Here is a 15,813-nt window from a genome sequence, read left to right on the forward strand (position 1 = left end):
TTAATCAGCTGGATAAGTGTGAAAATAACGGCAATTATTTTAGCGTAGTTTTTCATCTGGATTTAAAAAGAACATTTTCTTCCAGCCTTGGCTTTGCGCGGTCATTAACCATGGGTACGGCAGTAGCGATAAAATAGAGTAATGTACGTGAGGTTGTTTACCTGCCGCATTCCCCGTGTCTCCTAAGCTACCAATCAGCTCACTGACTGCAACATAGTCTCCTGCACTTACCGAATAACTTTCTAAGTGGGCAAAGTAATGCAGTCGCCACTTAGGCCCAAGTAATGCCACCACTTTACCACCGCGCTTTAGCTCACCTGAATACAGCACCACACCACTTACCGAAGCAACCACTGCCGTGTGTTTTTTGCCAAAAATATCTATCCCTTTGTGTACACCTGATTTACCCCAAGGGCCATACCAAAAGGTATTATGATGCCAATCATTTGCTGTTGCACCTTTGACTGGGATCACTATTTTTTCAGGTATGAGCAGCCCAATAACAAGGACTGTAAAGAACGTTAGTCCCATGTACTTCATCACTTTCATTACAGCTTCCTTGAAATAGTTTAACAGTGAAATAGTTCATTATTGTTTGATACGTGTGCAACCAGCCACTCACACAACTCATGTGTTAAACTATCTTTTTTAAGCTGTAATTGGTCTACCTGCTGCGTTGTAACCGCCGTTAGCCATGCCTCTAGCATTGACTCAAAGCCCCGTTTATATAGTGTTGCTTGCCAATCATTTTGCATCGCGCTCTGCTGTATTCCATTGACCATAGAGGTCATATTGGTTAGCGATTCAAACCGCCACTTTTCATTCAAACCGGTTATTTCAACCACTTCTTCATTACAGCCACTTAATCTATCCATAGCGCCTTGAAATAACCGCCCCTGAAACTCAAAACTAACATGTATTGCTGCCAATAAGCCTTGTGGATCTAGCTGTGAAAACACCTGTAACTGGTTAAGTTGATCAAAACGCTCTACATTTGCAAAATGGCATAAACTATCAACCACATGGATGAAGTCATCAAAAATAAAAGTGCGCGGCTGTGCTGGTAAATTTAAGCGGTTTTTTTGCCATTTAAGATGGCGTATTTGTGGCTTTGCAATATCGGCCATAATTGGTAAAAAGCGACGATTAAAACCTAAAAATAATGGCGTGTTATGTTTAGTTGCTAACGCAATAAGTTCACTTACCTCACTAAAACTATACGCTAATGGCTTATCCACAAACGTAGCGATTTTTTGTTCAAGTGCCTGCTTCGCAAACGTAAAATGAGACTCAGTATTAGTGTGGATCATCACCCCATCGGGCTTACACGCCAGTACCGCTTGGTAATCTGTAAAGCACTTTTGAACCCGATACTGCTTCGCTAACTGCGTTAATGTTGTCAGGTTTCGTGTACAAAAAATAGGATCGATCTGTGCATGTTGCGTGGCAATAGGTAAATATGCTTTTTGTGCTATATCCCCAAGCCCGACTAAAGCGATTGTTAGCTGGTTCATTTTTACTACTGCCTCTTGATGAAAAATAAAAACACAGCATACCAAGTTATTATTTAGATTGATAAAACAACTACAAATTTTAAACAATTTCGCTAAAAAAATGATACCAAAATGACGTAAATAACCGGTTTATTTACCTAACTAAGTGTTCTAAATAAAATGTTGAGTAAATATTCAAATATAACTTTACTTGTGTTCAAAATCGGATTAAATTCGCCGCAAAATTAACCAACCAAAAATAATTGCCAGCTATTAAAACACTCCAACGCAATTATTTATGCCCTTTAAATCGGATTCTTTAATGGTTGAGCTCGCTGCCGGTCATAAACCAAATAACCCACTTGCACCTGTTATTGGTTTGTCTTTTTTTGCTATTGCCTCAGGCTTTTTAATGAGTCTAATTCCTTTATCATTGAGCGCCTTTGGGCTTGATAATGAACTTGCCTCTTGGTTAGCTAGTGTCTTTTATCTTGGCTTATTAATTGGTGCTTTTTTTATTGAGCGTATTGTTGCAAGAGTAGGCCACCGTCATGCTTTTCTGGCATTTCTGGGGTTATTAATTTTCAGTGTTGCAGCACAGCTTATTTTACCTAATGCCAACGTGTGGCTTTTAGCCCGCTTTGTAGCTGGTATCGCCGTAGCTGGGGTATTTGTGGTGGTTGAATCTTGGTTACTAATGACTGACACTGCCAAAGCACGAGCTAAACGATTAGGCCTGTATATGACATCCCTGTACGGTGGCAGCGCCGTTGGCCAACTAGCTATCGATCCGCTTGGCACCAGTGGCCCACTCCCCTATTTGTTTGTTATTGCTCTATTATTTTTAGCGATGTTAGCACCGCTGCTGATTAAATCAGGGCAACCGCAAAGTCAGCACTCGCAAAAGCTACAATTAACTGAGTTAAAAAAGCTCAGTCGCCCAGCAATTTTAGGCTGTTTGGTATCAGGATTAGTACTTGGCCCAATATACGGTTTAATGCCAGTATATATCGCTGCCCAAAGTGAGCAGGCCGCTTTTACTGGCACCTTGATGGCGGTGATTATTTTAGGCGGTATGTTAGTACAGCCGTTGGTGAGTTATTTATCAACACGAATGGCAAAAAGCTTATTAATGGCATTATTTTGTTTATTTGGCGCGATGGGTGTAGTTGGTATTATGCAAGCTGTACACTTCAACGTATTGATGGCCAGTTACTTTATTTTAGGGGCTGCAAGTTTTGCACTCTACCCCATTGCCATCACCTTAGCCTGTGACGCATTGCCAATCGAAAAAATAGTCTCAGCAACGGAAATTATGTTACTGAGTTACAGCTTTGGCTCGGTCTTTGGGCCTTTGCTTGCTGCCAACTTATTTGCTTCAGCTAACGGCATTATGTTGTATTTAGGCGGTTGTTTATTCACCACCTGTATTTATATGCTGATCAAAAGCCTTAAAGGCATCTCCACTGACAATACCCCTGTGGCAGGATAAGCCATAGCCTAATAACGCAAAAACCCCATGCTGAGTTAACAGTATGGGGCTTTAATTCAAGTAATAAGGCCTAATTTATAACGATAGGTATTCTTTAGCACGAGTAAGGTTATGCGATACCATCGCGCTATCAGCCATTTGTGCAGCTTCATATAAATCTGAAAGACCAGCGGTATCATTTTTAGCCATCATACGTGATACACCGCGATTACTTAATGCAAACGATGTTAATTCACGTAATTTCATTTTTGGGCCTTCGCTTTGTTTTAGCAACGCAATCGCTTTAGTACAAATAGTTTCTGCTTGCGCGTAATTTTTTGATTTAACGTTTAGTGCGCAATTATTAAATGATTGTTCAACTGGCTGTGGCGCTGTTGCTGTCTCAATAACCATTAATTTGTAATCACTTTGATCAGCCAGAGCAACAGCTGAACATGTTAATAGTGAGCTAAGAGCAATAGTTTTGATAAGTGTACGTTTCATGATTATATTCCTATTTGATTATTTGCCTAAATCGTGTCGTATCTGGTGCCTACAATTGAACTTTAGAGTGTTAGCTCAATTTCAACAAACGATAAAAATAAACCTAATAGGTGAAGAAAATTAACTTATAGACTTTAGTCTAATAAAACAGCTTCCTCGCTCTGTTAATATTAATTGCATTAAATTATTGACCTTATAGCTTCACGAAAATAACTCAATAACAGGGCAAAAATTATGACGTATAGTTGTTCTCTGCAATTGCTCTTGCATTGCTCTACCTTTTGCCTCCATGAATTTACTTTAACGCAATTAGTGAGCTATTTGATCAGCAAGAATGCCCATATTTTTAATAGATATACTATAGCTGCTTGAATAGCTAAATCGCGCAATTTTGTTCAAGTTTTTATATTTCAATCTGCTTATACTCAAGCAATAGGTGATTAGCGAAGAGTGCGAAGCAAATGAATCAATTTCAGTACATCAACGATAAAACATTAAACCAGTTTACTTTGCTTGATGCGAAGATGACCGACTTTAGCTACTCAAAACATGCCCATGAAGAGTACTCACTGGGTGTTACCTTAAAAGGTCGGCAAGATTTTTTTAGTCAAAGAGCCTTTTACAAAAGTCCAACTGGCGGAGTAATAGTATTTAACCCAGAAGACGTTCACGATGGTCACTCAGGTTTAACAGAACATCTTGAATACGTTATGCTCTATGTACACCCAAATGAATTTGAACCAATGTTTAAAGCATTGGGTTACACCAAACATGCAACGCCAAGAGTCGCTACACCTTTGCTGGCAGACCCACAATTAGCACAGCAGATTTTAGCGCTCAAACAACTTATCAGTGGTAACAATTACACAACCATTGATACCGAAAACACGCTGTTTAATATTGCTCATTCAATCATCAAACAGACAGGCTGCGCCATAGAGCCGCTGGGGCTCAGTTCAAGAAAAGACACTTTATTACTTAAAGCAAAAGACTACATTATGGCGAACTTAGGTCATGACATCTCAATTGATGATATCGCTGGTGTCGCTACTATGTCGAAATATCATTTCATTAGGCTGTTTAATAAGCAGTTTGGCCTAACGCCTTATCAATATGTGGTGAACTGTCGGATAAATATGGCCCGAAAATATATCGAATCAGGCGCACGAGCATCTCAGGTCGCATTAGATTCGGGCTTTGCCGATAACAGCCATTTAAATCGCCATTTCAAGCGTATTTATGGTTTAACTCCTAAACAATACCAATTACAACTTTCGCTCTAAACAATAAGGGATCAAAATGTTAGAAATATTCGCTTATGCAATAGGTATAATGTACACCCCTGGACCCATCAATCTGCTCGGTTTACAAAGTGGCATCAATAATAAAACCACGGCACATTTAGGCTTTTTCTCAGGTGTAGCCACCGCGATGCTAATCTTATTTATATTACTAGGCTATGTGGGTATAGAGTTGATCCCGGCGAAAATATTACCAGTTTTAAGCTTTGCAGGTTGTTTATATATACTATATATCGCGGTTAGAATTGCTAAAACACAGGTCAATTTTAACAATCAAAAAACCACTACAAAATCGCTGTCATTTAGTAACGGCTTATGGATGCAGCTACTTAATCCCAAAGCACTGGCTGCGACATTACCCATCACCACCATTCAATTTCCAGCAGCGGATATATCAGGCATGGCAGTCATCGTTTGGTCATGTATCCTCGCATTACTAGCGTTTGGCGCTCCTGCGAGTTACTCATTAGCTGGCCATGCTATTGGTAAACATATGACAAACTCAAAATACTTTAAAATAATTAACTTAGTCATGGCTGTTTTGCTGGTCGTGGTTGCCATTGATATAGCCCTCACACACGTATTAGTACAGTAATTATGATTATTACTTCACTCAGTATGAGTGAAGTAAACAGTTAACTATCCTGCTTGAATCTCTACCTGCTTAATCTAAACCTTTTGATGAACGCACCACTGAATTCTAGCTGTTAAAAATAACATCTTGAAGATTACTTTCTGATAATTTCACATTTTTAACACTACAACCTTGCAACTACACCTTTAAGAGTAAGCATAACGGTTATTAAAAACCATATAAATGTAATATAATACTATATGATTACTTTAGCTCCTCTGCTAATCTACAAAGGAAATTAGTTTTTCTATATCAACCTGAACTCTGGTTAACATTTTAACTAACAGTTTGTTCTTATTTTATAAACTTATATTTCACCTTTCCATCCATAGACTTCCAGTGATAATAAAACGAATTTAAGATATAAGTATTTGATTATTAAATAAATCGAACGCTGGAAATAGCTGCTGGAAATAGCTGCTGGAAATAGATTTATTATCCACAGTTCAAATTATATTAATGGTTCATATTGTGTTCTTAACAGCGTCCCAGTCTTCACTGTTAAGAATATAATATGCTTAACCCCAACTAGAAGGTGTGATTATCAATGTTCAAAAATTTAAACTTAGGGAAAAAAATAGGTGTTGGCTTTGCAACTGTACTTTGTTTGTTGTTAGTCGTCGTTGGCATCAGCATGGCAGCATTACAAAAAGCCAGTTCAGAAACAGGTGAATACCAAAAAATAACGCAAGTCACTACTCTAGCAGGTAGAATTCAGGCCAATATGCTGATGATGCGAATGTCAGCCTCTAAATTTCTGCGCAATAAGGATTCCGAGTCAGTAAAAAGCTTTAAAGAGCGCTTTAATGCCACAATGCAATTTACTACAGATAGTAAAAACGATATCAGCGACCCCAAAATGAATGCTGTAATTGACCAAATATTACAGTTGATAAAAGAATATAATCAGGCGTTTGAGAGCGTTGTAGTATTAATGGATGATATACAAAAAAAACGTATACCTGCCCTCAGTCAATACGGTGAAGATGTGCGCCGTGAATTAGATTCAATTACCGACACGGCGTTTACTGATAACAGCCTGACCTCTTCGTATCAGGGCGCAAGTGCACTAAGTTCAATGCTAACTGGCCGTATTTTTGTACTTAAGTTTATTGGGTCGGTTAACAACAAAGACTACCAAGCTGCAATGAACTTTTTAGTCAACGATCTAAAAGGCGAGTTAGACACGCTCGATAGCAATCTACAAAATCCGCAAAGAAGAGCATCTCTTAAAAAAGCGATGCAAAGCTATAACTCATATATTAATCACCTTAAAGAACTTAATGAGCAGTTAATTAAGCAGAACGATATTTCACAAAATACCTTAGATATGATTGGCCCAAAAGTCGCGAATCTAATTGAAGACATTAAGTTGGAAATGCTGAGTAAGCAAACCGCTCTTGGCACTGAATTAAAAGAGGCGATTAGTTATAGCTTCTATTTTTTATTATCAATATCGATGCTTGCTATCGTTATCGGTATTGCGGCTGCAATGATGTTATCCCGTATTATTACCAAGCCAATTCATGAAGCAGTAGCAGCTGCAAATCAGCTAGCAAAAGGTCAACTTAATATAAATATACAAAACACTGCAAACGACGAAACAGGCCTGTTACTTAATGCTATTAGCAATACAGCAAATAATTTAAAAACAATGATCTCTACAATTACAAATGCAAGTAAAGAGCTTGAGTCTGCTTCACAAGAGCTTGCTGCGGTAACAGATCAAACCTCGCAAGGGATCCGCAATCAAGAATCTGAAACAGATATGGTTGCAACCGCTATGAATGAGATGACCATAACTGTGCGTGATGTAGCTAATAACGCAGCTCAAGCAGCCGATGCAGCAAATACTGCAAGTAACGAAGCCGTATTGGGTTACCAAGTTGTCAAAGAAACTATTTCCTCAATAAATAAACTTTCAAGTAATATTAATGATTCATCGTCCGAGTTAAGCGGTGTGCAACAATCTGTTGAGAGCATTAGCACGATATTAGATGTGATCAAAGCGATTGCCGAGCAAACTAACTTATTAGCCTTAAATGCTGCTATTGAAGCTGCCAGAGCTGGTGAGCAAGGTAGAGGCTTTGCAGTTGTTGCCGATGAAGTTCGTTCACTAGCATCTAGAACGCAAAATTCAACGGGTGAAATACATAATATAATCAAACAACTACAAACTGGCACAAATAGCACAGTGGCAACAATGGGTATAGGTAAAGAAAATGCCTTAGTATGTGTTACTCAATCTGAAAAAGCCAGTGCAGCACTTGAGTCAATTACAAATAGTATTTCAATCATAAACGACATGAATATACAAATAGCCAGCGCCGCAGAGCAACAAAGCTCTGTCGCCGAAAGCATTAATCAAAATATCGTGAATGTGAAAACTATTTCTCAAGAAAACTCAGTTGCAGCAAGTCAAACTAAGAGTTCGAGTGAGGATATCGCCCGTTTAGCAACGCAATTAAATCAATTGATCGTTAAATTTACTGTTTAATGTCATTTTTATATGTAACTGTCTGGTGAAGATTAATTACCGCACAGTTACAGTGCCAGCCAAAATGACTTGTAGAGCTCCATAACCCTTTACCAAATATATAGTTAGCTTGAGCTTTGGTTTAAATATTTAATAACATGTTGATTAAAAATCAATATTCGTTTTACTCTCCAGCCAGAGATAGATTTATCATCAACAGATCAGAATAATTAATGCTTGCTGTGGTCATACTGAATAAGCTAGATTACGCGCTTTTTAAACTATACTTGAGGGACTATTAAGCAGTGAGGAACTTTATGTCGGTATTCAACTGGTACAATGCGTCAATAAAGCAAAAAATTGGTGGATTATTTGTTTTTTTATTAACGTTTTTGTTTTGTGTTATTGTTTTTTCGGCCTATAAAGTAAATCAAATAGAGCGTGAAATGCGCGTAGTGGCTTTTCTGGATATTCCGTTAAGTCAGTTAATGCAACAAGTGGAATTCATAGAGCTTGAACAACACCTGCAATTTGAGCAATTTCAACTAAAAAACAAAATTGATGATAAGCCGCTCAACCCACATCAACAATTTGCTTTTGAAAAACAAAAAATAAAACAATTGCTCGATAAAGCGGTAGCAATGATTAATCACTCATTAGCATTAAAAGAAGTCATATTACAGCCTGAAGCACATCAAAAAGTGGCCACCACAATTGAAAACTATACGCAAAAAAGTGACGAGTTCGAAAACTATTTAGAAAATGTTTACCAACAAAATCAACTTACTGAGCAAGCGCGGTTGCAAGTCGAAACAATGGCAACTGAGCTAGAAAGTGCAGAAAAGCAAATAATAGCGCAATTAAATAAATTAACCTCTGATGATGCGTATTACACAGATCAGCACGAAAAAGACTTTCTATTTGTCAGCAGCTTACTTGGTATATGCGCCATCATTCTCGGCTTGCTGTTAACGACCTTTATTATTCAAATTATTTTACGTCGTATTCAACGCATCCAATCTAATATCGAAACATTAAACTCTTCTGTTGAACACCATGAGTTACCTTTGGAACTTCAAAAAAAGATCAAAACTAAAGATGAGCTTGCAGCATTAGAACACGATATAAAAATTGTTATATCACGTTTGAATCAGGAAATGACTAGCCGTGAGGAAATTGAAAAACAATTAATAATATTAGCAACCCAAGATCGTTTAACCGGTGTATTTAACCGACACAAGTGGGAAGAACAAATAGAAAACCAGATCAATATGGCAGCACGAAGCGAATATCTATTTGCTTTAATAATATTGGATATTGATCACTTTAAACAAGTTAACGACCAATTTGGCCATCAAATAGGTGATAAGTTATTAAAACATCTTGCGACACAATTACAGCCACAAATACGCACCATGGATATGCTGTTTCGTATCGGTGGCGAAGAGTTTGCAATTATTTCCCCCACACAAGATAAGCAACAAGCCCATCAACTTGCAGAGCGATTACGAGTGTATATTAGCGAATTAGATGAAGTGAGCTTACCTAAAGTGACCGCAAGCTTTGGGGTAACATGTTATCAGGCAGATGACTCGAGTTCAGTTATTTTTAATCGCGCAGATAAAGCACTCTATGAGGCAAAAGCACAAGGTCGTAATTGTATCGTAGTCGCTTAACTTGTATTGGCTGTATTAGTTCAGAGCAAATTTATATATTTAGGCTGGCTTTACACACATGTAAATATCTATGTTGATACTGTTAACTGGCAAACTCAATACAATATTCCGCCGGCTCTATTCGTACTTGAGTTACATACAAATCATTGGGTAGCTGCACATTATTAGGCATATCAGCTGAATTAAGCGCGTTGAGGTTAGCCATTAACGCTTGACGCTTTTCGATCCACTCACTAGGAAAGCACGGATTATCAATAAAATGTGATACTGCTCTGAACTCAAAATAGATCGTTCTACGTATAGCTGAACCTTTCTGTCTTCCTGATGCATGAACCGTGTTTACATGGTGAATTACCACATCACCTGCATTGGCCGTAATATCCACACTTTGTAATTGTGCAATGGATAGCTGGCGCTTTAAATCACACACACTTGCTTGGCTACAATGAGACTGCGGGATCACTGTTAACGCCCCTTGCTGCGCTATTGCATCATCTAAATACACCCCCACGGTAAAAATAGGCTCTTGAGTCCTCACCGACATATCGCGGTGCCAATCAAATCCGCGTGCATCTAATGAATTTTTTATCACAAGTGACTCATAGCTAGGCAAAACAGCTTCGCCGATAATCGCTTCAACGTAACTCATTAGTTCGGTTTGCGCTAGCAGTTGAGCAAATTGTGGCTGAAATTGAAAAAGCTCATTAACGCGATAAACAAAAGGCTCATCTGCAGTTTGCATAACAGCAATATTATCCAATGGTAAACCGGCTACATAGTGTGACTGTGCTTGAGCAACCAGCTCATCACAAAAGTGCTGCAGTTTTGTGATTACACTTGGTTTAAGTACTTGTTTAATTTTTACAAAACCCTGCTGCTTAAACCGTTCAACCACTAAATTGGTTTGCATATTTAATATCTCCTTTTAATATACAGGTACTTAAATTTGTAGTCCGGCGCTATTAATAACTAAACAGGCTGTATTTCACTTGCCCAACAGTTCAGAAAAGTAATAAAAAAGCATACTAACCTTGCTCAAATCTAGCTAGCACATATTCGATGAATAATCTGACGCGCAATGGTATATGGTCACGATCCCGATATAACATAAATAAAGTGCGTGCCTTGCTTTGCCAATCAGGCAAAACATGCTGAAGCTCACCTTGAGCTATCATTGGTAATGCATAATAGTCAGGAATATAACCAACCCCTAAGCCTTTTTTAACCGCGTGTGTGAGCATTTGAATTTCATCAAGCTCTAAACGAATGCCCTTACTGGGTTGAAAATCATAAGCGTCATCATTTTGTTTATTTACTAATTGCCAAATAGACATCGGCTGGCAAATCACAGCGCTTTTTGCACATAAATCAGTGGGATGCTTAACACTGTCGGCCACCGTCTGCGAATTACTGCACAAAATAAAGTGAATATCTTTTAGTGGCCTCGCAATCCAATTATCAACCACCGTATTACCCACCCTAAACACCACATCCATTGCTTGCGCTTCAATATCAATTAAAGTATTCGAGAGCCTAATATCTAGTTGGATCTCAGGATATTGCAGTAAAAAATCATAAAAAATATCCCTTAAAAATTGCGAGCCGGCATTAATAGGTGCACTGATTATGATCTTACCTTTCGGTTGATTCTTCTCGATATGAAGATCATCATTAATGCCATCTAACTCAGCAAACAATGCACTCGAACGTTGGTAATACAGCTCCCCCATATGGGTCAGCGATACGCGATGAGCATCACGGTTTAACAATCTAAGCTGTAAATCATCTTCAAGTTGTCGAATACGACGGCTCAATGTTGATAAAGGCACTGATAAAGCCAGTGCAGCATCTTTAAAACTTTTTAAATGGGCAACAATACAAAAATAGCGTAAATCGTCTAGTGAATATCTATATTTCATTTTTGGAATCTACCCTCTTATTTTTGCTTGTTTATCCACATTATGGAAAGTAATACACTTGCCGCAACTTTTCAACATCTCTGGATTGCTGATGAACTTCTCAGCCAACACAAAGGCTATTTTACTCTTGTTATTATGTGCATTTTTTTGGGGAAGTTGTTTTCCTATTGGTAAACATGCATTAAATCAAGTACACGCACTGACTTTAGTATTTTGGCGCTTTAGTATTGCCGCAACCTGCTTGGCTATCTACTTAAAAATAATTAACAGTGCAAAACCGAGTTTAACGTTCAACCAATGGGCTTGGGTGATTATTGTTAGTGCTGTTGGCGTAGGTGGCTTAAACCTAGGTTTATTTACCGGGCTGGAACATACCAGTGCCGCAAACGGCTCGTTAATAATGGCGCTGAGCCCACTTTCAACCTCATTAATAAGCTCAGTTGCAAAGCGCTCAATGCCTACTGCAGCACAATGTTTTAGCTTAATCGTTAGCCTATCAGGTGTATTATTAGTTATCACCAATGGCGACTTAGCCGTGCTTTTGAATATGCAAATCAATGCCGGCGACAAAATGATCTTTTTAGGTATGTTAGCTTGGAGTTCATACACTTACTTTAGCCAAGGTATCAATCAGTACATGCCTGTATTGCCTTATACTTTTGTTAGTATGCTAAGTGGTGCAACAATCATTGGCTTAATGTGTTTAGTGACCGCCAATGTACACCCGCTTAGCGAACTCAGTAATAGCTCAATGGTAGGTATTTTCGATGTTATTTATATTGGCTTATTTGGAACTGTTGCCGGCTATCTTCTGTGGCTGAATGGCATACGCCAACTTGGCTCAGCGAATGCGTCGTTATTTTTTAACTTCGTTCCGGTATTTGCCATGTTAACAGCATTTTTGATGGGCCAACCAATTACAGAACTACAATTAATTGGCATTATTGTTGTGATCATCGGCTTATTACTGCCACGAATTGTTACCCCAAAACGCATTCCTGAACCTTGTAAATAACAAGTAATACAGCACCAGCTCATGATATATAGCGATGGGTTACCTACAACTCTATCGCTATTTAACCGCGTATTATTTTAGGATAAACAAGTAAGTGTGGCAGTTACTCTTTAAATAGAAAGAGTTACAATAATGCATTAGCAGCACACATAAACACCAAAGAGCAAAAAAATGAAAAATAACGACACCTTTAAAACTATCGCCACCTTAATTTTTAAGCAGCTTTATCAGCAGTTTCCAACACCAGTCAATTTAGATCCGAAAGCTATTATAGAAAGTGCATCAGCAGAGCAAATCGAATCAGTTAAAGGCACAATTGCGTTTCTTAACTACGAAGGCTATATTTTTGCTACCCCAAGCGCGACTTTTTTATTAACTGAAAAAGGCTTTGATCACGCTTTATGTCCAAAGTTTTAAATATTAAATCAATACGTTAGCCTATAGTTTACTAAGGCTAATCACATAAAAAAGCCCTAGTTGACTAGGGCTATTAAATACAATTTACTGTTCTACTTTGTTTTTTTATCTTTATCTAAACGCTTTTGTAAGCTCAATGCTGCATCCGCTGCAAGTATGCGCATAAACTCAGAGCCATTGCTTTGCTCGCCCTGCCCGGCACCTATTACAATTTCAGGCACTAAACGACTATTACCTAAACTGGTGAATAAAGCAGTTTGAATTTTAACTTCAGCTTTTAGTGTTTCATCAAACACATACTTAGGATCAAGGGCTGCCGATTTAGCCCGTTGACGCGCTTCGGCAAGTACATCCATCCCCATCGCTTCTAAGCGCTGCTGTTTTAAGATCTCTGCTTGCTCTTTAGCCAATTCAGCTTTCACCGCTACGCGTTGCTGCGCAGAAATAATTGCATTCGCTTTTACTCGTTCAGCATCAATTTGTTCTTTGATTTTTAACTTTTCTGATTCTGCGCGCTGTTTAGCAATCGCTTGTTCACCTAGAGCAACTTCAGTACGGGCTTGTTGTTCAGCTTTTTTTAAATTCTGTCTTGCTAAAGCTTCATCAGCAGCCGCTTGCTTTTGTGCCTCAAGTCTTGCATTAACCTTACTTTCATAGTCAATATCAATAATACTGGCGTCAACCACTGTAATACCATACGCACCTAAAATAGGCGCATTACGTAATGCATTACCTTCTGAATCCTTTTTGATATTGATCGTGACACGTTGCTGTTTACTCAAATTATTTAGCTCATCCGTTTTATCACGTTCACCGCTACTAATAATTTGTTCAGTCACAAAAATACCATTAGTAAGTTGATCTGCAAAATCTTGGCTTAATTGACCATTACCACCAGAATAATGCTGCTCTACAGACATCATCCGCGCAGATGCCTTTACATTTTCAGTGGTAGCGCGCATTAATAAGTTTGAGATCAAGGTTTCTTGCGAACCAAACTCTTCATGGATCTTAAGTAATCCACGTAAAGAACCAGATTCACCAGCAGGCACATTACCAGGTAACCTAAATCGCGACACCCCTCTTGCACCGCCTGTTGTTGTATCTAAAAATCGAATCGGAATTAGCGGCACAATGGCGCTTGCTGTAGCACTACTGTCGCCAGTAAAGTTAATTGAAATAACTTTTTTATAAGCAGATGTAGAACCAAAAGCTTTTAAATAAGGTCCAGCCTGATCGATAACAGTTAAGTTACCCGTAAATGCCGATTGATGAACTAAACGTTCATCAGCTTCATTCCATGAAATAACTTGCGACATAAGCGTAGCAATTACAGCTAATACTATAAAAATAGCACTCACTAAAATAACATTACGACGACCAAATCGACTTATAAAAGAACTCTTATTGCCTTGAGGGGTTACAGCTTGCTGACTATCCATTTTTATTACTCTCCATATCTAATTTTTTCTTAACAAAGTAAATAATTTCTTGCTCACTTAGTTGCCCGCAAAAACTACCAGAGCGATGCAACTCGATGAAAGTTGTTAAAATATCTTCTTTGCTTTTAAGCACTTCATTTTCGGTTTCTTGGGTTTTATTCTTTTCTGTTAGCTGGGTAATTAACTCATCTACAATCGTGTCTTTATCAAATAACACATTGTATTCTTTAGATTTATTAATCCTATTTTTATGCATGTTACTGTAAATCATATACAAAGCAGCGCACAAAATAATGATGAGTATCGTTATCCCAATAAGGTAAAAAATCATAAAATCTACTTATATTGTTTTAATATTGGGGGGTTGGTAATAAGTGTAAAAATGGTTTACACCTGTTAAGCCGAGTATTATACAAGGTAACAGGAACAAAATGCAGGTTTTAAAATACCAAGAAGAAATATAATTTCTCTAATTGTATAAGTAATAACATATAAGTGAGTTTTACGGTTGGCTCAGAAGAGAAACACTTTAAAAAACAAAAAACCACGTTGGCTTAGCCTAACGTGGTTTTGTCTTTAATCGTTTATAAAAACAATTATAAAGAAAGGTATTCTTTAGCGCGCGTCAGGTTATGAGACACCATTTCGCTATCCGCGATTTGTGCGGCTTCGTATAAATCAGAAAGACCAGCCGTATCATTTTTTGCCAACATGCGGGACACGCCACGGTTGCTTAAAGCAAATGATGTTAGCGCGCGAACTTTCATACGTGGACCATTACTTTGCTTTAGCAATGCAATTGCTTTGGTACAAATTTCATCTGCTTGTGCATAATTTTTTGATTTCACATTTAATGCGCAGTTATTAAATGATTGTTCTACTGGCTGAGACGCTGCCGCATTATCAATAATCATTAATTTGTAATCACTTTGATCAGCCATAACAGCCGCTGAGCAAGTAAATAATGAGCCAAGTGCGATGGTTTTGATTAGTGAACGTTTCATGATTATATTCCTATTTGGTTTGAGTCGTGTCATATCGTCTGGGTTGCCGACAACTGAACTTTAGAGTGTTGGCTCAATTTCGACAAACGATAAAACTAAACCCGACAGGTGAAGAAAATTAACTTATAGACTTTAGTCTAATAAACGAACTGATATTCTATTTATTAACGGCATTAAATTGTTCATATACGCCTGACAATGAAATATTACTGGACTTGTACGTAATCGCTATTAGTATTGAATATAAGATAAGTTGTGGACTTTATATTTAGTTTCAGCAACTTAATTATAAAAATAATAATTCTCTTGTTATTTTCAAAGTTGAAATCCTCAACTTCGGAGTTTTTCAAGTTAGTTGTCGCCTCAAGTTAAATTTTATGCCGCCCGCATTTCTTCTTTTTTCTCAGGATTCAAATTTACTTCGTTTATCATTGACCAATCTCGTGACTTTCCTGACCAAC

At 38.0% G+C, this 15,813-nt stretch carries 15 protein-coding genes; 7 read left to right on the plus strand and 8 right to left on the minus strand.

The genetic code is table 11. From position 1 onward, the window contains the following. Positions 1-39 precede the first annotated feature (39 nt). Both H5201_RS15930 and H5201_RS15935 read right to left on the minus strand, forming a co-directional pair. A complete protein-coding gene (locus H5201_RS15930) occupies positions 40-549 on the minus strand; it encodes a M23 family metallopeptidase (protein ID WP_182785070.1) in 510 nt (169 codons plus the stop codon). Positions 550-569: 20 nt separating this feature from the next. Further along, positions 570-1,514, minus strand: a complete 945-nt coding sequence (locus H5201_RS15935; protein WP_182718888.1) for a Gfo/Idh/MocA family protein — start codon at positions 1,512-1,514, stop codon at positions 570-572. A gap of 301 nt (positions 1,515-1,815) precedes the next feature. On the opposite strand from H5201_RS15935, the gene H5201_RS15940 reads away from it, so the two are divergent. Further along, positions 1,816-2,985, plus strand: coding sequence for an MFS transporter (locus H5201_RS15940; RefSeq protein WP_149980981.1), 1,170 nt, complete (start codon positions 1,816-1,818; stop codon positions 2,983-2,985). Between the two features lie 75 nt (positions 2,986-3,060). Here H5201_RS15940 and H5201_RS15945 read toward each other — a convergent pair whose 3' ends face one another. Beyond that, entirely contained in the window at positions 3,061-3,468 is a 408-nt protein-coding gene (locus H5201_RS15945) for a hypothetical protein (RefSeq protein ID WP_182718887.1), read from the minus strand. A 461-nt stretch (positions 3,469-3,929) separates the two neighbouring features. Here H5201_RS15945 and H5201_RS15950 point away from each other — a divergent pair, with 461 nt between their 5' ends. From H5201_RS15950 to H5201_RS15965, 4 genes are all read left to right on the plus strand, one after another. Then, on the plus strand, positions 3,930-4,751 hold the full coding sequence (locus tag H5201_RS15950; protein WP_182739217.1) for an AraC family transcriptional regulator: 822 nt from the start codon (positions 3,930-3,932) through the stop codon (positions 4,749-4,751). A 16-nt stretch (positions 4,752-4,767) separates the two neighbouring features. Next, positions 4,768-5,364 carry a LysE family translocator gene (locus H5201_RS15955; RefSeq protein ID WP_182718885.1) on the plus strand — a complete coding sequence of 199 codons (597 nt, stop codon included), beginning with the start codon at positions 4,768-4,770 and terminating at the stop codon, positions 5,362-5,364. 586 nt (positions 5,365-5,950) lie between these two features. Beyond that, positions 5,951-7,900, plus strand: a complete 1,950-nt coding sequence (locus tag H5201_RS15960) for a methyl-accepting chemotaxis protein (RefSeq protein WP_182785071.1) — start codon at positions 5,951-5,953, stop codon at positions 7,898-7,900. Positions 7,901-8,196: 296 nt separating this feature from the next. Beyond that, positions 8,197-9,555 carry a GGDEF domain-containing protein gene (locus H5201_RS15965; protein WP_182739215.1) on the plus strand — a complete coding sequence of 453 codons (1,359 nt, stop codon included), beginning with the start codon at positions 8,197-8,199 and terminating at the stop codon, positions 9,553-9,555. A gap of 82 nt (positions 9,556-9,637) precedes the next feature. Here the strand turns inward: H5201_RS15965 and H5201_RS15970 are convergent, their stop codons facing one another. Both H5201_RS15970 and H5201_RS15975 read right to left on the minus strand, forming a co-directional pair. Further along, positions 9,638-10,465 carry a phytanoyl-CoA dioxygenase family protein gene (locus H5201_RS15970; RefSeq protein WP_182739214.1) on the minus strand — a complete coding sequence of 276 codons (828 nt, stop codon included), beginning with the start codon at positions 10,463-10,465 and terminating at the stop codon, positions 9,638-9,640. Positions 10,466-10,580: 115 nt separating this feature from the next. Continuing rightward, a complete protein-coding gene (locus H5201_RS15975) occupies positions 10,581-11,474 on the minus strand; it encodes a LysR family transcriptional regulator (RefSeq protein ID WP_182785072.1) in 894 nt (297 codons plus the stop codon). A gap of 91 nt (positions 11,475-11,565) precedes the next feature. Between H5201_RS15975 and H5201_RS15980 the strand changes: the two genes are divergently transcribed. Beyond that, positions 11,566-12,489, plus strand: a complete 924-nt coding sequence (locus H5201_RS15980; RefSeq protein WP_182739213.1) for a DMT family transporter — start codon at positions 11,566-11,568, stop codon at positions 12,487-12,489. Between the two features lie 171 nt (positions 12,490-12,660). Continuing rightward, the gene (locus H5201_RS15985) at positions 12,661-12,906 is read left to right on the plus strand and encodes a hypothetical protein (RefSeq protein ID WP_145233036.1); all 246 of its coding nucleotides are present in this window, start codon (positions 12,661-12,663) and stop codon (positions 12,904-12,906) included. 92 nt (positions 12,907-12,998) lie between these two features. Here the strand turns inward: H5201_RS15985 and H5201_RS15990 are convergent, their stop codons facing one another. The 3 genes from H5201_RS15990 to H5201_RS16000 form a co-directional block, all read right to left on the minus strand. Continuing rightward, complete coding sequence (locus tag H5201_RS15990) at positions 12,999-14,348, minus strand: SPFH domain-containing protein (protein ID WP_149980966.1); 1,350 nt, start codon at positions 14,346-14,348, stop codon at positions 12,999-13,001. Next, a complete protein-coding gene (locus H5201_RS15995; protein WP_182785073.1) occupies positions 14,341-14,679 on the minus strand; it encodes a methanolan biosynthesis protein EpsI in 339 nt (112 codons plus the stop codon). Before H5201_RS15995 ends, H5201_RS15990 begins: the two co-directional genes overlap by 8 nt. A 265-nt stretch (positions 14,680-14,944) precedes the next feature. Beyond that, entirely contained in the window at positions 14,945-15,352 is a 408-nt protein-coding gene (locus H5201_RS16000; protein WP_182718909.1) for a hypothetical protein, read from the minus strand. Between the last annotated feature and the right edge of the window lie 461 nt (positions 15,353-15,813).

Origin of the sequence: Pseudoalteromonas sp. SG43-6, assembly GCF_014164365.1 — a bacterium.
GTDB classification, from domain to species: domain Bacteria; phylum Pseudomonadota; class Gammaproteobacteria; order Enterobacterales; family Alteromonadaceae; genus Pseudoalteromonas; species Pseudoalteromonas rhizosphaerae.